Below are 22,283 nucleotides of genomic sequence, written 5' to 3'. Positions count from 1 at the left end.
AAAATGACCCCCTAATTTGTTTTTTCACGCCAACGTAAGGCGTAATCTTGAAATTTATTTAATAATGAAAAAATTATCGAGAATAAAATTGCCATGATAACGATGGCTGAATAAACTTGGGTGTAGTTGCCGACACCTTTGGCCCAATTAATGTACCAGCCCAGTCCCACTTTGGCGCCGATCATTTCAGAAATGACTAGCATAGTAAAGGACAAGCCCATCGCTGTAAAGATCCCGATGAAGATATTGGGTAGCGCTCCGGGAATGACTACTTTTCTCAAAATCTGCGATTCACTGAAGCCTAAAGTTTTGGCCGATTCAAAATAATCTTTAGAAATGCTTTGAACACCACCGATAGTCATGAATGCAACAGGGAACCAGACTGAAAAAGCGATCAAGAAGATCTCTGCCAAATAACTCGTTGGGAAGATCACCATAGTTAATGGCATCCAAGCTGCCGCTGGGATAATACCAATGACCTTCAAATAAGGAAAAGCCCAGTAATTAAACTGGTGGTATCTCCCCATGAATAGTCCCAAAGCGATCCCGATGATCGTTCCGATGACGAAACTGATCAACCACAACCCGAGTGACGACCAAGTTGAAGCTAAAAGGAGCGCGTGGTCTGTTTTCATTTGGTCGAGGATCTGAGCAAAACTGACGAAAAATGGTTGTTGAATGACCGCGTATTTTTCAGTCAAGAGATCTTGGACGACTAACAACAGACCGATCGAAGCGTTCAATTGGGCAAAGTGTCCGCTATAGAGACGAACTTTTCCGTGAACGACTGATCCAGCAATGTAAACAATGGCTAAATAAGCAAAGTACGCAACTAAAAACCAACGGTAAGTTACATTGTTGACTAATTCTTGTGCGGGAACTAATAAGTTTTCTAAAAAAGCCACGACTAGCGTTAACAAACTGATCAAGTTCCAGCGTGTTTGATACGGTTTCCAGTATTTAGTTTGGCTAGTCGATTTTTTTGCTAGTTTTGCAGGTGCTTTGTGTGCTGCTGTAGCTGATTCCAACATAAGTTCTCCCCCACCTTATTTATCTTCATTTGGATTCCAATATGCTTGTTTCAACAATTCAGCATTGTTAGTATCTTTCTTCAAATATCCCGCTTTTTTCAGTTGCGAAATGTAGTAATTCATATCTTCTTTACCTTGATCAAGATTGAGTTCAAAGTGTTCATCTCTCAAAATCTGAGCGACATTTTTCTCATTGATAAATTTAGTTTTTGAAACGTAACCTTTACTCAATTAAATATGAGCTGTTTCCTCTGGATGCTTGTTGATCCAATCGGCAGCTTCTTGATAAGATTTCACGATAGCTTTTGCTTTTGGTTCATTTGATTGGATCAATTTATTGGAAATGTACAAGTAGCAGCATGAGCCATTTTTCTTCATTCCCATGTCAGCCATTTTTTGGTTGCCACTGTAATTATTATTATCGATAATGGCACGGAAACCTTTTTCTTGTTGAGCTTGATAAGCATAAGGATCGACGGTACCAATGGCGTCAACTTGGCCTTTTTCAGCGGCTTTAGCTAACAGATCCGTACTGAAAACTTTCCAAGTAACGTCTTTTTTAGGATCGATCCCTGAATTTTGCAAAGCGATCGAAGTTACATATTGTGGCGTTGATCCTTGAGCCGGAATACCGATCGTCTTACCCTTCAAGTCTTTGACGCTATTAATATTTGAATCTTTAGTTACTAGCAATTTAATACAACCTTGGTGAATACCACCAACTGCTTTGATCTGAGCGCCATTTTGGATAGCTGGCAAATATTGGAAATCCCCATTTTGAGCATCGTATTTCCCACTAGCAAAGCCAGCTTCCAAGTCGCTAATGTCACGAGGATTAGCGACGATATCAGCTTTCAAACCATTTTTCTTAAAAAAGCCTTTTTCATAAGCAATGTAATTTGGCGCATTGCAGACTGAACCGTCTTTGGCTGGGATTGTGATCGAACCGTATTTATATTCTTTATCCGTCCCATTCCCGGATGCGTTGTTACTAGCACATCCTGCTAAAGTAAACGTCAGCGCTAAGACACCGACAATAAGTCCTATAATTTTTTTGAATCGCATGGATAATTCCCCCTCTATTTATCCCAATTTAATAATCAAAATAAAAAAACGTCCCTGATGAATTTTTTCATCAAGGACGTTTTCACGTGGTACCACCTTTATTCGAGCAGCCCTCACGAGTTGCTCCTCAAAAAGAAACAAGAATGTTTCTCATGTCCGATAACGGAGACGCCCGACCAATTCTAACCGTTTGAACTGACTATTTTTACATGAACCATATTCGACAACCACGGTCGCACCGATTTTCAGCAAACACGGCTCTCTGTAGCTAGGTTAGTTATCTACTCATTCATGTTTATTTTGCTAATTGATCAAGGCTTTGTGCTAGATCGTCGATCAAGTCCTTAGGATCTTCGATCCCAACGGAAAGCCGCACTAGTTGATGCGTGATGCCAGCTTTTAATTGGTCATCTGGCGACAATTCGGCATGAGTCATCTTATAAGGTAATTCGATCAAACTTTCTACAGCACCTAAACTGACCGCCAACTGGATCAATTTCGTTCCTTCAACAAACTTAGTCGAATCTAGACCATCTTGTAATTCAAAGGATACGATCCCCCCAAAGCCATCTGTTTCAGCTTCAGCGATCTCATGATTTTTTGATCCTTTGATCCCCGGATAATAAATTTTTTTGATCTCGGATCGACTTTGCAAAAATTCCACAATTTTTTTGGCATTGCTAAGATGTCGATCCATCCTGACAGCCAAGGTTTGGATACCTCGACGAACTAAACTAGAATCTTCCGGCGATAACACAGCACCGATGCTGTTCTGATTAAAATATAAACGATCAGCGATTGTTTTATCCTTTGCTACGGCGATCCCAGCGATGACATCAGAATGTCCACCCAAGTATTTCGTTGCAGAATGTAAAACAATATCCGCACCTAGATCCAGTGGTCGTTGCAAGTAAGGTGTCAAAAAGGTATTATCAACGATCGTCAAAATATCATGCTTTTTAGCAATTTGAGAAATAGCTTTGACACTCGTCACGTGCAACAACGGATTGGTAAAACTTTCAAAATAAACTGCTTTAGTATTAGGCTTGATAGCTGCTTCCACCTCGGAAGGATCTTGGGTATCGACCGCAGTAAATTCCAACTGCCAGCGTTTCAAAAATTCATTGATCAGTCGAAACGTCCCACCGTAAATTTCTTTGCCGATAATAATATGATCGCCAGGAGAGAAAATCGATAAAACTCCATGAATAGCAGCTGATCCAGAGGAAAAAGCAAAGCCACGATAGCCATTTTCTAATTCAGCGACTTGGTCTTCCAAATAATTACGAGTTGGATTGCCCGATCTCGAGTAATCATATGGGATCTTAGCTTCAACTGACGGATAAATGTAAGTCGAAGAATTGTAAATTGGCACATTAACTGCACCAGTGTGGTTGTCATTTTGTGGTTTCCCGTGAATCAACTTAGTATCAAATTCAGACATTTGAATTCCCCCTATATTGAACGTACTTTGAAGCTTCGAGCTTTCATTCCTAATTTTAATTGATAAAAATTATTGTATTGAACTTATTAGTCAATTTTTGAGATAAAAAAAGTCCCTGCACAGAATAATTCTGTACAGGGACGATGATGAGTCGCGGTACCACCCTAATTTACATAGATGTCGCCACCTATGCCTCAAAAGCACAAACATGCTCGGGATGATATCGTGATCCCCACGTGCCTCAAGCTTGCACTATCAGCATTTGCTCAGAGCTCATCTTCAAAAAACTTTCCAGTCCACCCTTTCACCAACGGTGGTCGCTATCCAACTTTAATCATTTTTCTACTCTTCTCGTCAACACAAGTATTTGATTAACTTGGATAGTACTTTTATTGTTTTTTAAAGTCAAGCCGCTTTTTTCATAAAATTTTAATTTTCAGAAAACAAATCCTGAAATCAAGCGGGTTTATCCGATTAAAAAAAATTTGATATTTTTTAGAAATTATCTTTATTGGCACAAACCTTCTTGATCGTCGTCACCGAGATCTTCTCTTGATAATTATCGCCAATGAAGTTGCGCACCTTATTCCAATCATTGTCGAATCGTTGCGACAACCGGCGAATGAAATGACGGGCATCTTCAGTCAATTGACTCCGATTTGACGGTGAGATTCGAAATTCACCCTCAAAAGTAACCAAATTGTTACTTGCGATCACTTGATCCTGAACTTGCAGCCGTGCAGTTAATTCATTGACCTTTTGCTCCAGATCTTGATTAAGATTCTCCAAGTCGTTGATCCGCGTGACCATATCAGCAACAGCCACCTGAAATTTCTTGACCGATTGATCTCGAATAGTCCGAATAGCCCGTAATTGCTCCAGATAAGCACGTGAAGTGATCACGGCGTCATTTGGGATCTGATAAACTTCTCTCTGCTCATCACTGACCAGTTCAAAAGGAATATGACGCTCTTCGACCTTAGTCCCGTCAAAAGTTTGGTAAGGATAACCAGTAAAAAAGCCCTTAGTATGCGCAGTATATTTAATCGTCTGATTAGCCATCTTACCGCGAATATCGATCAAAAACTTCTCGACTACCTAATCAACCCGACTTAAATCTTTATAGTGAATGATCAACAGAGGAATATGCTGTTTTTTTGAAAAATTCAAACGTGCAGAGCCATTCTTAGACAATCGATTCCAGGCGTCAGCAGCTTCAGAAGTCCCGCCGATCGGTTGATAATGTTGGATCCCATTATATTCAATGATCCCGACAAAATCATTAACATTCACAGCAAAATCAACCGGCAACGGCGAATTATCAGTCGGAGAACGTAAGTCAGAAAAAGTCCGTTCGCGTTCAAACAAAACATTCTTCGTCTTCAAAAAATCATTAACAGCCTCTTCACCCTTAGAATTAGATGACATGCTGTGCCTCCATGATCACTATTTACTTCAATTTTAACCGTAATAATGCACAGAAACCATCAGTAAATGTTTGAACATCTTAATTTGTAAAATCAATCAATTATTTTATTAAGAATGAGAATTTTGGCGGTAGATCCGTTTGATCGAACTAATCGAAATAGACTCATCGTAGTTATCTTTAAAATAACGCTGGATCTCCGTCCAATTACAATCAAGATTCTTAGTAACCACAAAAACCAACCGCTTAGCAGCATCAGTCAAATGCCCATTTTTAGCACCATGAAGCCGAAATTCACCATCAAACTTAGCCGAAAAATCGCCAGACTGTAACGCCACGATCTTCTGATTATTAGCCAAAACCAACTCGGAAAGTTCGTTAACCTGACTAGAAAAATCAGCCAAAGCAGCAGCATAACCACGAACCTGCCGCTTCAATTCCAAATTCTCCAGCAACAATTTCTGCCGATCATCAGAATCACTTTTTTCAGAATCAGAATGATCGTCATCTTGAACCTCACCATTAACCGAAGCAAAAAAATAACCCCGAGAAAAATCAGCATAATCCTCAGCAACTTCAACCTTACCAGCACGGGCATCATCAATAAATCGCGAAACAATCTCCTGGATCTTAGAAGCATCCCGATGATCGATCATCAGCAAAGAATTCCCATGCCCTTCAGAAAACCGGAGCAATCGTTCCAACTGATCATCATCAAAATCATCAGCCAAAAACAAAACAAACAATTCACGTCCCTGAATCGAGAACGAAAATTGCACCGGCAGCAAAGCATCCAAAGCTCCATAACGAAGCCCATCAAAAGTCTGATCCTGCAAATAATCAATCTTAAAAAGATCCAAAACCTTCCGAATCTCAGCAGCTCCATCAATAACCGCAGTCATAGAAACCCTCCTAAAAGTAAAAATAGACTCCTTATATGATAAACAAAAAATCATTAATGTAAAAGAGAAGTCATTGAAAACAGCACAAAATATAAGTTCGAAAATGAAAATGAAAAAGAAAAGAAAAACAGAACAATAGAAAAGATGGAACTGCGAGAGTGAGAGAGAATCGAGCACGCGAGCAAGAAATAAATAGATAGATAGAAAAAAAGAAAACATAAGAACAAAGCAAGAGAAGAAAAAAGATAATAATTCTTATCCAACCAACAAATAAAAGAAAAAACACGGTAGCAATGTAGGTCAGGAAACAAAATAAGCGGAGCAAAGTCCCGCGAACTGAGAAAAATATTAGTGATTCAATCAGAAAAGGTACCGCAACAAAACAAGGAAGCACCTACTCCCACCAGAATAGATAAAACCTGAGATAGACATGTGAGAAATAGGACGAGCAAAAAGTGCCAATTTGCACAAAATAAGTCGGTAAATCTCAACCAAAGGGAGGGATATTGTCTCTACCTAGACGGAGGGGCCCGGGGATACAGACCTCAGTGGTGAAATTTCACTTGTCGACGAAGGAGCTTAGTGAAAGGTGCAGTTTTGAAACAAGCGAGCGTACTTTGCTCGATTGGTTCAAAATGTGCCCACCACGTTCCCGACCTTAGTTGTTCGGTGGCGTAGCCACCACCATAACCGGTTGCGCAAGTGCGTTAGCACTTACGTTCCTTTAACGTATCCCCGGGCCCCGGAGTCGGCACTGAACGTACAACCAAAATACCACCTCCATCCCAGCTAACCAAACAAACTACCAACCTCCAGCAAAATAAAACGCTTCTGTCTGCCATAGCTCACTTACATCTATACAAAAAAAAGCCAGCACACAAAAGTGTACCAGCAACAAACATCATCAAACCAGCATAGAAAGTCCATCTGGATCAATAATCTTAACCTTCAACCCCTTATTCTCAAGCAACTGAGCCTCAGACATCTTAGTAAGCTTCCGACTAATAGTCTCAGGAGTAGTACCCAAATAAGTAGCAATATCCTTCTTCTTCAAAGGAAGCTTAAAAGAATCCTCCTTCAACCCAGCCGAGGTTTCCAGCAAATAATTAGCCAAGCGACTCTCAACACTAGAAGTAGTAACCTCAGTATTCTGTGCTTCCAACTGCGTAATCCGTTGGCCAAAAGCATTAACCATATTAACAGCCAACTTAGGAGAAGAAGCCATCAAATTCTGAAAATAATCACGGGAAATCTCGCAAACATCAGTATCCATCAAAGCTTCAGCAAAACTATTCCGTTCCCAATTCTCGAACAAAGCAGCTTCACCATCAAAATCACCAGTCTGAAGAATCCGAAGCATCTGTTCCTTACCATTAGCAGCAATTTGAAAAACCTTAGCCTGTCCATGAGAAATAATCTTCAACGAATCAGCATTATCGCCAGCATGGAACAAATACTCGCCACTCTTAAAATGATGTTCAGAAACAATGTCATCTAAAAATGACAAATCCTTTTCTGGCAACGATTGAAAAATCGTCACAAGTGATAAACAACTATCACCCGTATGTCCGTGATCATGTTCAGTCATAAATGACACCCTCCTTTTAGTTGAAACAAGCTACAGTTGATAGCCGCCTCCGGTTTAGAAACTGCCAGCTGGACATCAACTTCCGCTCTCTTTTTTTATGATCGTACTGTACTATTAAACTCTCTAATGTCAGATTAACACTTACACTAATCCAATCAAATAATTGATTTAGTCAAAATCTTCATCGTCATCTTCGTCGTCACCAAGACCCTCAGCGGCTGTTTTGCCAAGCAATGCTTGATAAATCCGAATTTGATGGTTGTTCCAGCCAAGCATTTCAACTAATACTTGTTGGAAAAATGGACGATCTTCCTTTTCGGCTAACTTGATGGCACGAGTTACAAACATATTGTCAGTTGTAAGATCCTCAACCACAGTATTTAGCATCTCTTCAGCATCCATATATTTGTTTTCGCCATGTTCTTCAAGCATCGTGTATTCGCTATATTCAGCCATTGTTGATGAAGGCAATTCTGCTTCGTCCAACAATTGTTCACCGATCTTATCGAACCATTCGTTGTTTTCTTTAATTGTTTCTTTTAAAACATTCTTGTAGCTTTCAGCGTTTGGTCCTTTAATGAACCAGCTGATTTGGTGCAATTTAACGTTCAACACCATATGATTTGATAAAACATGGTTTACCATTGCTCCGGCTGTTGGTTTGTGGTGATCAACGTCGGCTTGTTTTTGTTCCGCTGCTAATTTTGCCTCAAGTGTAGCTTGTTCTGTCATTATGCAGTCTCCTTAACTTTTAATTTCTTAACTTCATAACCTAATTCAGTAATTACATTTGAAAGATCTTCACCGCTAGTTTGTTCTTGATCAAAATCAGCTCTAACTTTACCAGCGTTAAACATAACCTTCACGTCAGATACGCCTTTTTGATTTGCGACTGCCTTTTGGATCTTTGTCATACATGAAGGGCAAGTCAAATCGCCTAATTGTAAAATTGCTTTTGCCATGATATAAAACCTCCTAATTACTTCTTTGTTGAAAAAACATCTCTGTTCCTCAACCTTACAATCCTTATCATAGTACCTATTGATCAAGATTAACTTGACCAATATCAAGAAATACAAATTCTTTTAAAAAATTATCACAGTAATCTCATCGCATTAAAGATAACGACTAAGATACTTGCTTCGTGAACGAACATTCCGGAAGCCATTTGGATAATTCCTACTAATAAACCTAATAGTAATAATGCAACAGTTGCGACAGCGATAAAAATATTTTCCTTAGTGTTAGCAACTGTCTTCTTAGCCAAAATATATGCGTGAGCTAAGGAATTAAAACTTGATTTAACTAAAACAATATCTGCAGTATCAATGGCAACATCCGTACCTGTTCCCATACCAATACCGATATCAGCCGTTGCTAGTGAAGGCGAATCGTTGATACCATCACCCACGAAAGCAACCTTGTGGCCTTTTGCTTGAAAGTCTTTAACGAAATCTAATTTTTGTTCTGGTAATAATTCAGCGTGGATCTCATCGATCGGCAATTTCTCAGCAACTCGTTGAGCAGCCAATCTGTTATCACCAGTGAGCATTACGACACGTTGAATCCCGGCTTTTTTAAGTGCTGTAAGGCCATCGAAAGCATCTGGACGTAATTCATCATTAATACCAGTGATCACTCTGATTTCTTTGTTAATAGCCATGATAACGATTGAATCACCATTGTCTAACCGATCGTTGATCGATTTTCTATTTTCTTTAGTGATCTCAACACCGTTAGCTTGCATTAATTTTTCATTACCTACTAAAATTTCTTTTTCGGTGTCGTGACCGATCATTCCTTGGCCCTTAACCGTGTCAAATTCAGGAATTTCGGGATAATCTTTGATGCCCTCAGCATCAACATATTTAACGATAGCGTGACCTAATGGGTGGTCAGAACCTTTTTCAACAGCTGCTAAAGTTGCCATGTCAGCTGTAGCGTCAGTTCCAAAAGTATCCATTTTTGAAACAGTCATTTTACCGGTAGTCAATGTACCAGTTTTATCTAATACTAATGTATCGATGCGTGAAAAACTGTTAACAGCATTTCCACCTTTCATCAAAATACCGTTTTTGGCACCATTACCGATTCCAGCAACGTTTGAAACCGGAGCACCGATAACTAAAGCACCCGGGCAACCTAGGACTAGGACCGTGATGGCTAATTCAAAGTTTTGGGTAAAGATCCAGACTAAAGCAGCAATAACTAAAACTGCAGGTGTGTAATATGTTGCGAACTTATCAATAAATCTAGCTGCTGGAGATTGGCTATCTTGAGCCTCTTCAACTAATTCAATGATCTTACCGAAGGTAGTATCTTCACCAACTGATGAAGTTTCGATAGTAACTGTACCATTGTCGATCAAAGATCCCGCATAAACGGAATCTCCGTCTTCTTTTTGCACTGGAGCAGATTCACCAGTAATGGAAGCTTCGTTAAAGTAGCCTGTTCCATCAACGATTTTCCCGTCGACTGGGATCTGGCCACCAGGTTTTACCATTACGTGATCGCCTTCATCAAGGTCATCGACATCAACGGTCGTAACATTACCGTCGTCATCGACTAATTCTGCTTGCGTTGGCGCTAATTGCGTTAACTTTTTAACTGAAGAACGTGTTTTTTGCAAAGTTCTTTGTTCCAAATAGCTACCAAATAAGAACAAGAATGTAACGATAGCTGATTCTTCAAATTCACCGATAACAAACGCACCGATGACAGCGATGGTAACTAATAGTTCAATACTGATAACTTTATTAACTAACGCACCCCAGGCATGCAAGGCAACTGGAATGGCACCAATGATACTGGCGATTATCATCAAGATAGTTGCTAATAATTCCGCTTTTACTACATAAGAAAAGAACAAACTGGCAACGATCAATACTGCTAATAAACCAGTGATCTTATTTTGATGCTTCTGAATCCACATATTTAATTTCATCATAAGGCATTGATACCCCCTATTATTTTTTGATGAGTGTTTTCTTTGTTCGCCTCATCAACTTACAAATCATATTGTAGGGGGTAACGGCTATTAAAAAATTGATACGAATCAAGTTTGATAAAATAAATCAATTTATTTTTTTTATGAATATCTAACGGGTCGCCAATGTGGGAAAATCCCTTATAATTAAAGGGCTAAACTATTTTTATACTTGTCGTTTCACTCGAGATTTTCATGAAAATTGTTCGTTAACAGTTGCAACCTCAAAAATCCTGTGCTATTGTAGATAAAAATTAGAAGTTGATTAAATTAATGAAAGCAGGATTAAAAAATGAAATTGTCTAACAGCAATAATACGTTAAATAATATCTCATCTTCATGGTATTACTACTTTATCAATGAGTGATCGCGACCTTCGGGTGTGTCGGTCACGGCACATTCGATAAAGTAGATTTTTAACGTGTTTACTTGATCGAGTGATTATATCTAACAATTACACTTGGTTGAGTAGGACAATAATTTCAGGACTGTTTATTTAGCGGTCGACCAAGTGTTTCAATTCACTTGATCGACCGCTTTTTTTATACCAAATTAACTGAAATGGCAGCAACAAACAGCATTGGGAGGATTTATTACATGAAATATATGACAGCAGGAGAAAGCCACGGACCAGAAGAAATCGCCATTATTGAAGGCATCCCTTCAGGACTTCACATTTCCGAAGAAGATGTCAATAAACAACTGGCACGCCGCCAACACGGCTACGGTCGTGGTCAAAGACAAGTCATTGAGACTGACACTGTTAAGTTCTTATCCGGTGTCAGACATCAAATCACCTTAGGTTCACCACTAACTTTAAATGTTCACAACGACGACCACAATCACTGGGCTAGCATCATGGCGCCTAATGATGTGGAAACTCCTGAAAATTCTGTTCGAAAGGTCATGCGACCAAGACCTGGACATGCCGACCTAATTGGTGGCATGAAATATCGCCACTTCAAAGATCTCAGAAACGTTCTCGAAAGATCATCAGCTAGAGAAACCGTGATGCGCGTGGCCGTGGGTGCCGTATCAAAACAACTATTAAGTGAATTAGGCATCGACGTTCACGGATTCGTCTTAAACATTGGACCAGCAAAAACCGACTTATCAAAATTAGAAAGTTTTAATACTTTAGATGATCTAAGACAGGTTAGCGAAAGTTTTCCAACGAGAACTTTAGACGAAGTCACCGACAAAAAGATGCAGGACGTCATCGACCAAGCTAAAAAAGAAGGCAATACCGTTGGCGGGACCGTTCAAGTATTTACCACAGGAGTTCCCGCCGGACTTGGCTCTTACGTCTCAGCTGATACTAAGCTCGATGCCAAGATCGCTCGAGCAATCGTCGGGATCAATGCTTTTAAAGGCGTTGACTTCGGAGGAGGTTTTGACAACGCCGAGAAGTTCGGCAGTCAAGTAATGGATGAGATCTTTTGGTCAAAAGACAAAGGCTTTTATCGTGGATCTGACAACTTAGGCGGATTTGAAGGTGGCATGACAACTGGTGAAATGATAGCCGTGCGTGGTGTCGTCAAACCGATACCTACCTTGTATCGCCCAATGCACTCAGTCGACATCGATACTCACCAGGAACACAAAGCAAGTATTGAGCGTTCTGACACTACCGCCGTTACCGCAGCTGCTGTCATAGCTGAAAGCATGGTAGCGATCGAATTAGCCAAAGCCGTTCTCGACAAGTTCGACAGCGACAACATAGAACGATTAAAAGAACAATTGAAAGCATACCGCGAAGAAATCAAACAATTCTAAAGGAGATAATTATTATGGATGAAGATATGAGAAATATACATGCACTTAAAATATTAGCAGTCGAAGCAATTTCCAATGCAAATTCGGGTCATCCCGGAATCGTACTCAGCGTGGCACCGATGCTTTACACTTTAGCAACCAGACATCTTCGAATTGATCCAGCAGATCCCACTTGGATCAATCGTGACCGCTTAGTATTATCAGCAGGACATGGCTCAGCTCTTTTGTACAGTCATCTTCATCTATCAGGGTTTGATGTCTCGATCGACGACTTAAAGAGATTCAGACAACGTGGTTCCAAAACACCCGGTCATCCAGAATTCGGTGCCACGCCAGGTGTTGACGCTACGACTGGCCCACTTGGACAAGGTGTGGGCATGGCAGTCGGCATGGCCGTTGCTCAAAAACGTCTGGAAGCTAAGTTTGGTAAATTAATGGATCACAATACTTTTGCCATTGTCGGTGATGGCGACTTAATGGAAGGAATTTCACACGAAGCCGCTGAATTTGCTGGCATCAACAATTTAGACAAGTTGATCATCTTATACGATTCAAATGACGTTTCCTTAGACGGACCAACTAGTCGCTCCTTCAAAACTAATCAAAGAGATCGCTTCAAAGCTTATGGTTTTGATACTTTCCTAGTGGAAAATGGCGACGACGTTGAAGCCATCGATAAGGCGATCGAACAAGCCAAAGCTTCTAACAAACCTGCTTTTATCGAGATCAGAACTATCATCGGCGAAGGCGCTCCTGATCAAGGTACTAACAAAGTTCACGGTGCCCCACTCGATGACAATTCCCTAGGAGTATTGAGAAACAACCTCAACTGGCACGAAGCTCCTTTCACCGTCCCAGCTGACATCGAAAGATCTTTCCATGAAAAAGTTCGCGACCGTGGTCAAAAAGTTCATGCCACTTGGGAACAAGCTCTGCAAGCTTCACCTCAAAAAGCTGAACTTCTTCACGATTTCGAAGTTCCAGTTTCCATTGATGCTTCCAAATTAACTAGTTTCAAACCTGGCGAGAAAAATGCCGGTCGAAAAGTTGGGCACACAGCAATGAATGACATCGCTAAACAAGTTCCAAACTTTATCGGTGGTGCTGCTGATCTAGCTTCATCGACTAAAACCGAGATAGAAAACGGCGGTACTTTCTCAGCTGATAATCCAACAGGCAAAAACATCCCCTTCGGCGTTCACGAATTTGGCATGAGTACGATCATGAATGGTATCGCCTTACACGGTGGTCTCAAAGTCTTCGGTTCAACTTTCGCCGTCTTCTCCGACTACTTAAAAGCCGGCATTAGATTGAGTGCTTTGCAAAAGTTACCAGTCATTTACGTCTTCACTCACGACTCAATTGCTGTCGGTCAAGATGGCCCGACTCATCAACCGATCGAACAATTAGCTGGATTACAAAGTATTCCTAATTTAAACGTCGTTCGTCCCGGAAGTCCTAACGAGATCGTTTCCGCATGGAAAATGGCTATCGAATCAACTAACCGTCCCACAGTCATGTTCTTGAGCCGACAAGACATCCAAGAATTGCCAGCTGACAACTCAGCCGATCTACTCGAAAAACGTGGTGGTTACGTTGCCAACTTTGAAAAAGGCAAGTTGTCAGCTATCTTATTAGCAACAGGTACCGAACTAGAATTAGCCAAAAAAGCTCAAGCACAACTCGAAAAAGAAAACATCTTTACTCGGGTAGTTTCCATGCCAGATCAAGCTAAATTCTTGCAACAAGACATCCTATACCGCGAAAGTGTCCTACCTAACAATCAACGTCACCGGATCGCCATTGAAATGGCCAGTCCCCTCGGTTGGGCTAACGTTGTTGGCCTCGACGGCAAGATCATCGGTACAGAAACCTTCGGCGAGTCAGCAACCCCTGACGAAGTCATCAGTGACTTTGACTTCACTATTGATAACGTCGTTGCTTCAGTCAAAAACCTTCTATTCAAAATGGAAAAGGTGGGATAACATGCCTAAAGCTTTATACGGTTTAATCGGCTACCCAGCCATGCATTCGAAATCGCCTATCATGCAAAACGCGGCGATGGAAAAATTACAGCTCAATGCCAAATATCAAGCTTTTGAATTTGCACCAACTAAAATGAATGACGAGATCCAAAAGTTAAAATTAAAAAACATTCAAGGTTTCAATGTCACCATGCCTTACAAGCAGGCGATCATCAATTATCTAGACGAAGTCGACCCTCTAGCTAAGAAACTACAGTCTGTTAATACCGTGAAAAAAGTCGCTGACAAATGGATCGGTACTTCAACTGATGGACCTGGTTTTTGGCACACGATCAAAAATGATCCTAAAAAAGTCCTCATCATTGGTACAGGCGGAGCTGCTAGAGCCATTATCGCCAGCAAGCCCGACAGTGTGGAACTAAAGGTCTTCAATCGACAGTCCAAACGTTTCCCACTTCATCAAAGACAGATGAAAGAACTTTTTAACCTCGACTTGATCAAACAATCGGAAATAACTAAAGATCTTAAAGACGCTGATCTAATCATCAATGCCACCAATGCTGGTATGCGCGACAACGAAAGTGTCTTGAGTGAAGCAGATTTCTTACAGGCAAAGAGATCTGCTCACGTTGTCGATATCATCTACCGCGACGTGCCAACTAAATTTATGAATAATGCTAGAAAAGCTGGTCTTACCGCTGAAAATGGTCTAAATATGCTGATCGCTCAAGGAGTTCTCAGCTTCCAGTTCTGGTTCGGCCAAGAGGCTCCAGAACAACTAATGTCACAAAAAGTTCACCAATAAGAAAACTAATACAAAAGAGGAATAATAATATGATTATCGAATTAACTAATACTGAAGCAGCTAACAAAGTAATGGAACAAGCTAACGAAAAGAAATTGCAACACGTTTTCCAACACAACGACCGTATCGGTTTCGTCGATCAAAAAGCTTTAGGCGACGTACCTTTCGAGATCAAGGACGTCAAAGAAGTTATCACTGATCATCCTGCAGCTATCCAAGCTAGTCGTTTGTTCCATCCTGAGAATACTGTGATCAAAACTGAACATAGTACTATCGGTGACGGTAGTTTCTCACTCATTGCCGGTCCTGATTCGATCGAATCGGAAGAACACATTCAGTTGATGGGTAAAGATGTTCAAGAGTCTGGAGCAACACTCTTACGTGGCGGTTCATTCAAGCCACGGACAAACCCATACAGTTTCCAAGGTTTAGGTGAAGAAGGACTCAAATGGCATCGTGAAGCTGCCGACAAACTAGGCATGGACATGGTCACCGAGATCATGGATACCAGAGATCTCGAAATGATCGACAAATACACTGACATGTTCCAAATCGGTACACGTAACATGCAAAACTTTGCCCTACTCAAAGCTGTTGGTAAAACTAACAAACCAGTCGTCTTAAAACGTGGAATGTCCGCAACCATCGACGATTTGTTAAATGCTTCAGAATACATCGCTGCCGGAGGCAATCATCAAATCATCTTGATGGAACGTGGTATCAGAACTTTCGACAACAAGTACACACGTAATACTTTCGATGTTTCAGCTATTCCTGTTTTGAAAGATTTAACTCACTACCCTGTGATCGGTGATCCTTCACATGCCGCAGGTGTTACTAAATTCGTTGAACCGATCGGACTAGCTGCTGCAGCTGCCGGAGCTGACGGATTAATGGTCGAGATCCACAACCACCCTAAAGAAGCTTTCGTTGATGGCAAGCAAGCTTTAACTCCTGCACAATTCGACCATTTAGCAAAAGTCGCAACTGATATTCATAACTTAGTGAAAGAAGAACAATAATGATAACCGTAACTCTACCTAATAAAACGTACGACGTAAAAATCAAAATGGGACTGGGTCGCAAGATCGGTGCAGCCGTTCAAGAAGTTTGGTCCAAAAGAAAAGTCATCGTCGTAACAGACGAACAAGTTGGCGACTTATACTTGCACACGACTGTCAGTGAATTAAAAAAAGCTGACTTCGACGTCATTACTGCTACAGTTCCTGTCGGTGAAAAATCCAAAAGCTTAAAATTTGTTGGCGAGATCATCCAAACTATGGCAGACAATGGTTTTACCCGTGGAGACGGCGTCATTGCCCTTGGTGGTGGAGTTGTCGGTGATCTTTCAGGAACTGTCGCTAGTCTTTACATGCGAGGCGTCGCCTTTATCCAGATCGCTACATCGATGACGGCAATGGTCGACTCTTCCGTTGGTGGTAAAACTGCCGTTAATCTTGGCAAGGTCAAAAATATTATCGGTTCATTTTATCAGCCCGACTTAGTCATCATCGACCCAATTTTTTTAAATAGCCTTTCGGAAAGAAACTTAGTCGAAGGTTATGGTGAAGTCGTTAAATGCAGTGCCCTAGAAGGTGGCGACTTCTTCCAACTAACAGGGAAGATCGATTCCGTCGACGATATTTTAGCCAATGCTAGCGAACTGATCGAAAAATCAGTCAACTTCAAAGCTAATGTCGTCATGGAAGATGAAAAAGAGAGTAATCTTCGCCGGATCTTAAATTTTGGTCATACTTTAGGTCACGCCATCGAATTATTAGCTGACGGGAAATTGATGCACGGAGAAGCCGTTGCCATCGGCATGGTTTCGATCTGCCAATGCTTTGAAAAAACAAAGGTCACTAATAGCGATATCACTCAGGCTATCAAAAAAAGGCTCGTTGCCGTCGGCTTACCAACTGAATCAAATTTGATCGGTACACCCGAATTTTTTGATCATCTAAAAAATGACAAAAAAAATGACCACGGGACTTTGAATCTCGTCGCCTTAAAAGAAATTGGACAACCAGTGATCGTCCCTACTAAATTGACAGAAATGCCTGATTTTGTCTCTGCCGTCACTGTGAAATAGCAAGGAGAACAATATGAAACAACTACCAACAACAGAAAATGGACTACATGGAGAGATCGTCGTTCCAGGCGATAAAAGCATTTCCCACCGAGCATTAATGTTCGGAGCCATGGCCAACGGCACGACTAAAGTATTAAAACGTCTAGATTCTGCTGATGTTTCGAGCACGATCAGTGTATTGAAAGCTCTAGGAGCGAGGATCACTGAAATAGATGATGAAACGACTGAAGTCATCGGTTCGGGGATCACTGGTTTAAAAGATCCCTCAACGACTTTAGATATGGGAAATTCTGGAACATCAACGCGATTATTAACGGGATTGATCACCGGCGCAGGGATCAAAGCTTCTATTATAGGTGACGATAGCTTATCGACTCGGCCGATGAAACGTGTCACCGACCCGCTGGCAGAAATCGGAGGACAATTATCGACTACTAATGGTCATTTGCCGATCGAAATTGCTGCTTCAAAGCTTGCGCCAACTATAAAGCAAACGCTCAAAGTCGGCTCTGCTCAAGTCAAAAGTGCCCTACTCTTAGCCGGTTTAGCGGCGGGTTCAGATACTTTTGTGACTGATCCATTTAAAACGCGAAATCACACCGAGCAGATGTTGCCCAAATTCGGTGTCAAAGTTGAGATCACGGGTGAGATGATCCATATCCCGGCTGGACAAAAACTACAGCCGACAACGATCGAAGTGCCAGACGATATTTCCTCAGCTGCTTACTGGATCGTTGCCGGATTGATCACGCCGAACAGTCAATTGACCATCAAAAATGTTGGCGTTAATCCGACCCGAACTGGTTTATTGACTGTTTTAAAAAAGATGGGTGCTGATATTACCATCGATCAAAAAGAAACCGTCGGCGAACCCATTGCCGATATCACCGTTAAAACGAGCCAGCTTCACGGCACCGTGGTTGACGGCGACATCATTCCTTCATTGATCGATGAGATACCGATGATCGTTCTAGCAGCCACTCAAGCAGAAGGTCAAACGATCATCAAGGATGCTGGCGAATTAAGAGTCAAAGAAACTGATCGGATACAAACTGTGACTGAAGAATTGAATAAATTAAATGCTCAAGTAATTGCGACGGATGACGGTTTCATTATTAACGGACCGGTACAGCTATTGGCCAACGATACTCACGTTTCTGGACATGCAGATCATCGAATTGCGATGATGTTAAGTGTTGCAGCTTTAGTAACCAATGGTACTATTGTGTTAGATGATGACGAGAGTGTACAAATCTCGTATCCAACATTTTTCAATAACCTGGAAGGAATCGTGTAATCATGACAAAAGTAATCGTAGACGGACTTGGATCAATGGGAAGTTCCCTAGCAGAAAAATTAGAAAGTAGCGGCTATTACGTAATTGGTATAGATGACAATCCATCTACAACGCAGATTGCTTTGTCAGCAAATGTCGTCAATGAAATTGGACATTGGGACGAAGAAACAGCAAAACAAGCTGATTTAATTATTTTATGTACTCCCGTTTCAGTAATTATTAAGCAATTAAATGCTCTCAAAGAAATGGATCTAAAAGATAACACTATTATTATGGATATCGGTTCAACTAAGGGAGAGATCCTGCAAGCTGCCTCTGGACTCAAGAACTTTATCGGTGGTCATCCAATGATCGGTACTGAAAGAAAAGGCATCGTTGGTCGTGATAAAGATATGTTCAAAAACACACCATTTTTCTTAATTGGCGATGACGAGCTTGCTAACAAAGTTACCGAATTGTTGAGCCCACTAGGTTCAGATTTCCAACAATTGTCAGCAACTGAACATGATCACTTAACCGCAGCCATTAGTGCTTTGCCACATTTGGTGGCCTATGCCCTAACTGACTCTGTCGTCAAAATGTTACCTGACAACAAATTAAACTGGCAAAATCGCGTTGCTGGTGGTTTTAGCGACACAACAAGAATTGCCAAATCAAATCCTAGTCTGTGGACTGACATCATTATGTCCAACAGACAACAAATTATTGAAGGTCTCGATAACATGATCAATACGCTATCAGACTACCGTAATGACCTTGAAAACAATAACGATGAAAAATTAAATAAAGAAATATCTAAGGCTCAAGAAATTAGAAAAAAGGTAGGTGAGCCGAAAAATGGCTGACACTGTAATGTTAATTGGCTTCATGGGCGCAGGTAAAACGACTGTCGGACAACAGTTAGCCCAGGCCACTTCACAAAAATTTTTAGATTTAGACGACGAATTCGTTAAGGAAACAAAGACTACGATCAACGATTTTATGGCTGACCACGGTGAAGATGGTTTCCGGAAGATGGAAACGAGTATCCTGAAGAATAGATTGCAAAGTCCCGGTGTTATTAGTACTGGCGGTGGAATCATTGAATCGGAGATCAATCGTGAGATTATCCAGAATAGCGACGCTACGGTGATTTTTTTGCAAGCTGATTTTGCGACTGTTTTGCAGCGGCTATCGGCTGATACTGATCGGCCTTTGTTGCGTAAGCTTTCGATGAAGGAACTTTTGGATCGTTGGGAGTTGCGGCAGCCGTTGTATGGTCAGGTGGCTAATGCTGTGGTGATGACTAATGGTAAGGCTCCTAGTAAGATTGTTAATGAGTTGGTTAATTTGTTGGAGTTTCCTGATGATTCTTTGACTGAATTGCGTAGTCAGATCGATAGTTTGGATCGACAGATTTTGCGGTTGATCTCACAGCGGATCGATGTTGTTAAGGAAGTGGCTGATATTAAGAAGCACAATAATATTTCAGTTGTTCAGCATAATCGGATGGACCAGATTCGGATGGAGTTGAAGTCTGAGTTTCTTGGTGACGGGAATATTTCGGATGATTTTATTGATGAATTGGTTAGTTTGTTGACTGCTTCTGCTATTGATAAAGAGAATAAGATGATTGGTTAGATGGACGTTCATTTTTTGATGAGCGTCTTTTTTTATAGATGTAAGTGAGCTATGGCAGACAGAAGCGTTTTACTTTGCTGGAGTAGTATTAGTTTGTTTGATTGTTTTGGTGTGGAGGTAGTTGTTTGGTTGCTACGTTCAATGCCGACTCCGGGGCCCGGGGATACAGCCACTGGAACGCTGCCGACGTCGATTTGAGCTTATTCGGGAAGTTCGCCCGAACAATCTCAAATACGAGTCTTCCTCTAAGCTCCTTCGTCGCCAAGAGGAATTTGGCGGCTGAGGGCTGTATCCCCGGGCCCCTCCGTCTAGGTAGAGACAATATCCCCCCTTGGTTTGAGTTTTACCGATTTATTTTCTGCAAATTGGCACTTCTTGCTCGTCCTATTTCTCACATGTCTATCCCAGGCTTTATCTATTCTGGTGGGAATAGGTGCTTCCTTTTCTTGTTGTGATATATTCTCTTTCTGGATCACTTACTCTTTTCTCGGTTCGCGGGACTTTGCTCCGCTCAATTTGTTTCCTGACTTACATTGCTGTTGTTGCTTTTCTTTATTTGTTGGTTGGATAAGAATAAATATATATTTTTATCTCTTTCTTTCGCTTCTGGCTCGCGCACTCGTTTCTCGTGCTCTTGCCTGGTTCTGGTGCTTTCCTTTTTTCTCTATTTCTTATTTTCTTGCTTGCTTGATTGTTTCTATCGCATTCTCGCAGTCTTGCCTCTTTGATACTTCTCCTTATTTCTTCTTCTTTTATATTTCTTTCTATTTATCTGATACTATATTGGTAACTGTAGCGTTACGTTTTTATGTTGTAAAAGGCTTTTGACAAACTTTTGGTCACTTATAGTTCTTAATTAGAGATGGGGAGATGCTTATGTTTATTGGATCGAAGATTTTACGTTTGCGTAACGATTGTGGTTTTAGTCAGGAGAGGTTGGCTGAGTTGCTTTTGGTTAGTCGACAAACTATTTCTAACTGGGAGAATGATAAGACGTATCCTGATATTGATCGTTTGGTGGCTTTGTCTAATTTGTTTGAGATCTCCCTAGATGAATTGATCAAGGAGGATATTCCGCTGATGAAAAATAAGATTGCTCGTCAGAAGATTCGTTTATACGGGTTTGGTTTTGTTAGTGTTTTGATTTTGTCTTATCTTAGTTTGATTACTTTGAAGTGGTCTGTTTCTTTAGGTTCTTGGCTCGTTGTGCTTTTTGTGTCTTGGGATCGGTGCTGTTATATTTTCTTTGGAAAACTGCAGATTCTGCTAATTTAAAGACTTTTTCTCAAATTGTGTCTTTCTCGCAAAATAAATTAACTCCTCCTGTTAAGTACTCCAAAGCTAAAACCATTTGGCTGACTATTTTAGGGGGCATTATTGGTTTAGGGATCGGTTTGATTTTAGTTTGGCTCATTTTCCACTTTGTTTTAAACCTAATTTGATGAAATGAGGTTTTCATGATGGCTGGATTAGAAGATAAGGACTATTTACTTCGTCAATATAGTCAAATTGCAAAAATGCTGGGCAATTTTGTTAATAAAGAGACTGCTGAGCAAATTATTCATTTTGATATTAAGCAAGAGCAGACCACTAATAAGCGTAAAAAAAGATGATTGATGTTCTTCGAAATTTGAAAAGTTCCTAACCAAAAGCCGTGTTTAATGATGAGAAATGTTATGAAAATGGTCACGTTAGGATTTATTTCCATAATAAAACAATGTTAAAAAAGCCATCCACCCCTGGATGACTTTTTTGCTAGTCTCTGACAACGCCAGTTCTAACTAACTTAACCCCATTCGTTAAGTTGTCCGCAATTGGACATGTGTCTTCGATAAAGTCCGCAAATTTTTCGGCTTTTTCTTGTGATTCATTAGTCTTGAAGTGCGTTTCAAAACGAATTTCTTGGAAACCATTGCGGATGTTAGGGTCTCCCATGAAACCGGCTGGATCGAAATCGCCTGCTAGTTCTATGTGAAATTCTTCGAATTCAAAGCCGAATTTCTTGGCGAATGAGGCTGCACAAATTGATTGGCAAGCTCCTAAGGCACAAAGTAAAACTTCAATTGGGTTCATTCCTGCATTTGTTCCACCCATATGTTTAGGCTCATCGATCAATATTTTGAAGTCCCTTGATGATGTTTCAACCTGTAAGCCTTCTGGTAATTTTTTGGCTGTTGCGGTTACTGTTTGTAGCATAATAAAATCCCCCTTTTAGTTTGTGATACTTTTAACTTACAAATAAATTTTATCATGCAAAAAATATAAA

General features: G+C 40.7%; 20 protein-coding genes and 1 pseudogene. 10 read left to right on the top strand and 11 right to left on the bottom strand.

What is annotated here, in order from left to right; genetic code table 11:
• Window positions 1-11: 11 nt before the first annotated feature.
• The 10 genes and pseudogenes from EKM78_RS04645 to EKM78_RS04600 all read right to left on the bottom strand — a co-directional run bounded on the left by EKM78_RS04645 (window position 12) and on the right by EKM78_RS04600 (window position 10,400).
• Window positions 12-1,031 (bottom strand): ABC transporter permease, encoded by a 1,020-nt coding sequence (locus EKM78_RS04645; RefSeq protein WP_125769862.1) that lies wholly within the window; start codon window positions 1,029-1,031, stop codon window positions 12-14.
• Window positions 1,032-1,046: 15 nt separating this feature from the next.
• Window positions 1,047-2,096: pseudogene (locus EKM78_RS04640) on the bottom strand (ABC transporter substrate-binding protein).
• Between the two features lie 295 nt (window positions 2,097-2,391).
• Window positions 2,392-3,540, bottom strand: coding sequence for a trans-sulfuration enzyme family protein (locus EKM78_RS04635; RefSeq protein ID WP_125769860.1), 1,149 nt, complete (start codon window positions 3,538-3,540; stop codon window positions 2,392-2,394).
• Between the two features lie 495 nt (window positions 3,541-4,035).
• Entirely contained in the window at window positions 4,036-4,623 is a 588-nt protein-coding gene (locus EKM78_RS04630) for a hypothetical protein (protein ID WP_125769858.1), read from the bottom strand.
• A gap of 15 nt (window positions 4,624-4,638) precedes the next feature.
• Entirely contained in the window at window positions 4,639-4,968 is a 330-nt protein-coding gene (locus tag EKM78_RS04625) for a hypothetical protein (protein WP_125769856.1), read from the bottom strand.
• 108 nt (window positions 4,969-5,076) lie between these two features.
• Entirely contained in the window at window positions 5,077-5,868 is a 792-nt protein-coding gene (locus EKM78_RS04620; RefSeq protein ID WP_125769854.1) for a hypothetical protein, read from the bottom strand.
• Window positions 5,869-6,772: 904 nt separating this feature from the next.
• Window positions 6,773-7,456, bottom strand: coding sequence for a Crp/Fnr family transcriptional regulator (locus EKM78_RS04615; protein ID WP_125769852.1), 684 nt, complete (start codon window positions 7,454-7,456; stop codon window positions 6,773-6,775).
• 168 nt (window positions 7,457-7,624) lie between these two features.
• Window positions 7,625-8,188 (bottom strand): ferritin-like domain-containing protein, encoded by a 564-nt coding sequence (locus EKM78_RS04610; protein WP_125769850.1) that lies wholly within the window; start codon window positions 8,186-8,188, stop codon window positions 7,625-7,627.
• Window positions 8,188-8,418 (bottom strand): heavy-metal-associated domain-containing protein, encoded by a 231-nt coding sequence (locus EKM78_RS04605; protein WP_125769848.1) that lies wholly within the window; start codon window positions 8,416-8,418, stop codon window positions 8,188-8,190. The genes EKM78_RS04610 and EKM78_RS04605 overlap by 1 nt, the downstream gene beginning before the upstream one ends.
• Window positions 8,419-8,552: 134 nt before the next feature.
• Window positions 8,553-10,400 (bottom strand): heavy metal translocating P-type ATPase, encoded by a 1,848-nt coding sequence (locus EKM78_RS04600; protein WP_125769877.1) that lies wholly within the window; start codon window positions 10,398-10,400, stop codon window positions 8,553-8,555.
• A 639-nt stretch (window positions 10,401-11,039) separates the two neighbouring features.
• Here EKM78_RS04600 and aroC point away from each other — a divergent pair.
• The 10 genes from aroC to EKM78_RS12550 all read left to right on the top strand — a co-directional run bounded on the left by aroC (window position 11,040) and on the right by EKM78_RS12550 (window position 21,630).
• Window positions 11,040-12,218 (top strand): chorismate synthase, encoded by a 1,179-nt coding sequence (gene aroC, locus EKM78_RS04595; RefSeq protein ID WP_125769846.1) that lies wholly within the window; start codon window positions 11,040-11,042, stop codon window positions 12,216-12,218.
• Between the two features lie 14 nt (window positions 12,219-12,232).
• Window positions 12,233-14,203 carry a transketolase gene (gene tkt, locus EKM78_RS04590; protein WP_125769844.1) on the top strand — a complete coding sequence of 657 codons (1,971 nt, stop codon included), beginning with the start codon at window positions 12,233-12,235 and terminating at the stop codon, window positions 14,201-14,203.
• A gap of 1 nt (window position 14,204) precedes the next feature.
• Complete coding sequence (aroE, locus tag EKM78_RS04585) at window positions 14,205-15,008, top strand: shikimate dehydrogenase (protein ID WP_125769842.1); 804 nt, start codon at window positions 14,205-14,207, stop codon at window positions 15,006-15,008.
• 8 nt (window positions 15,009-15,016) lie between these two features.
• On the top strand, window positions 15,017-16,030 hold the full coding sequence (aroF, locus tag EKM78_RS04580; protein WP_281273591.1) for a 3-deoxy-7-phosphoheptulonate synthase: 1,014 nt from the start codon (window positions 15,017-15,019) through the stop codon (window positions 16,028-16,030).
• Entirely contained in the window at window positions 16,030-17,100 is a 1,071-nt protein-coding gene (gene aroB / locus EKM78_RS04575) for a 3-dehydroquinate synthase (RefSeq protein WP_125769839.1), read from the top strand. The genes aroF and aroB overlap by 1 nt, the downstream gene beginning before the upstream one ends.
• A gap of 13 nt (window positions 17,101-17,113) precedes the next feature.
• Window positions 17,114-18,397, top strand: coding sequence for a 3-phosphoshikimate 1-carboxyvinyltransferase (gene aroA / locus EKM78_RS04570; RefSeq protein ID WP_125769837.1), 1,284 nt, complete (start codon window positions 17,114-17,116; stop codon window positions 18,395-18,397).
• A 2-nt stretch (window positions 18,398-18,399) separates the two neighbouring features.
• Entirely contained in the window at window positions 18,400-19,242 is an 843-nt protein-coding gene (locus EKM78_RS04565; protein WP_125769835.1) for a prephenate dehydrogenase, read from the top strand.
• A complete protein-coding gene (locus tag EKM78_RS04560; protein ID WP_125769832.1) occupies window positions 19,235-20,017 on the top strand; it encodes a shikimate kinase in 783 nt (260 codons plus the stop codon). The genes EKM78_RS04565 and EKM78_RS04560 overlap by 8 nt, the downstream gene beginning before the upstream one ends.
• 876 nt (window positions 20,018-20,893) lie before the next feature.
• Window positions 20,894-21,292 (top strand): helix-turn-helix domain-containing protein, encoded by a 399-nt coding sequence (locus EKM78_RS04555; RefSeq protein ID WP_164507203.1) that lies wholly within the window; start codon window positions 20,894-20,896, stop codon window positions 21,290-21,292.
• Window positions 21,293-21,477: 185 nt separating this feature from the next.
• Entirely contained in the window at window positions 21,478-21,630 is a 153-nt protein-coding gene (locus EKM78_RS12550) for a hypothetical protein (RefSeq protein WP_164507202.1), read from the top strand.
• A gap of 142 nt (window positions 21,631-21,772) precedes the next feature.
• On the opposite strand, the gene EKM78_RS04550 is transcribed toward EKM78_RS12550, so the two are convergent.
• Window positions 21,773-22,213, bottom strand: coding sequence for an OsmC family protein (locus EKM78_RS04550; protein ID WP_125769828.1), 441 nt, complete (start codon window positions 22,211-22,213; stop codon window positions 21,773-21,775).
• Window positions 22,214-22,283 lie beyond the last annotated feature (70 nt).

The sequence above is a fragment of the Companilactobacillus furfuricola genome (assembly GCF_003946325.1).
Taxonomy (GTDB): domain Bacteria; phylum Bacillota; class Bacilli; order Lactobacillales; family Lactobacillaceae; genus Companilactobacillus; species Companilactobacillus furfuricola.
This window is presented reverse-complemented; position numbering and strand designations above follow the sequence as displayed.

Excerpts from the sequence above, each read along its gene's own strand:
- EKM78_RS04620 (WP_125769854.1), bottom strand. The coding sequence starts at position 5,868 with ATGACTGCGGTTATTGATGGAGCTGCTGAGATTCGGAAGGTTTTGGAT.
- EKM78_RS04615 (WP_125769852.1), bottom strand. The coding sequence starts at position 7,456 with ATGACTGAACATGATCACGGACATACGGGTGATAGTTGTTTATCACTT.
- EKM78_RS12550 (WP_164507202.1), top strand. The coding sequence starts at position 21,478 with ATGGCTGGATTAGAAGATAAGGACTATTTACTTCGTCAATATAGTCAA.
- EKM78_RS04610 (WP_125769850.1), bottom strand. The coding sequence starts at position 8,188 with ATGACAGAACAAGCTACACTTGAGGCAAAATTAGCAGCGGAACAAAAA.
- EKM78_RS04625 (WP_125769856.1), bottom strand. The coding sequence starts at position 4,968 with ATGTCATCTAATTCTAAGGGTGAAGAGGCTGTTAATGATTTTTTGAAG.
- EKM78_RS04565 (WP_125769835.1), top strand. The coding sequence starts at position 18,400 with ATGACAAAAGTAATCGTAGACGGACTTGGATCAATGGGAAGTTCCCTA.
- tkt (WP_125769844.1), top strand. The coding sequence starts at position 12,233 with ATGGATGAAGATATGAGAAATATACATGCACTTAAAATATTAGCAGTC.
- aroB (WP_125769839.1), top strand. The coding sequence starts at position 16,030 with ATGATAACCGTAACTCTACCTAATAAAACGTACGACGTAAAAATCAAA.
- EKM78_RS04645 (WP_125769862.1), bottom strand. The coding sequence starts at position 1,031 with ATGTTGGAATCAGCTACAGCAGCACACAAAGCACCTGCAAAACTAGCA.
- EKM78_RS04560 (WP_125769832.1), top strand. The coding sequence starts at position 19,235 with ATGGCTGACACTGTAATGTTAATTGGCTTCATGGGCGCAGGTAAAACG.
- EKM78_RS04555 (WP_164507203.1), top strand. The coding sequence starts at position 20,894 with ATGTTTATTGGATCGAAGATTTTACGTTTGCGTAACGATTGTGGTTTT.
- EKM78_RS04605 (WP_125769848.1), bottom strand. The coding sequence starts at position 8,418 with ATGGCAAAAGCAATTTTACAATTAGGCGATTTGACTTGCCCTTCATGT.
- aroC (WP_125769846.1), top strand. The coding sequence starts at position 11,040 with ATGAAATATATGACAGCAGGAGAAAGCCACGGACCAGAAGAAATCGCC.
- EKM78_RS04635 (WP_125769860.1), bottom strand. The coding sequence starts at position 3,540 with ATGTCTGAATTTGATACTAAGTTGATTCACGGGAAACCACAAAATGAC.
- aroA (WP_125769837.1), top strand. The coding sequence starts at position 17,114 with ATGAAACAACTACCAACAACAGAAAATGGACTACATGGAGAGATCGTC.
- aroE (WP_125769842.1), top strand. The coding sequence starts at position 14,205 with ATGCCTAAAGCTTTATACGGTTTAATCGGCTACCCAGCCATGCATTCG.
- EKM78_RS04600 (WP_125769877.1), bottom strand. The coding sequence starts at position 10,400 with ATGAAATTAAATATGTGGATTCAGAAGCATCAAAATAAGATCACTGGT.
- EKM78_RS04550 (WP_125769828.1), bottom strand. The coding sequence starts at position 22,213 with ATGCTACAAACAGTAACCGCAACAGCCAAAAAATTACCAGAAGGCTTA.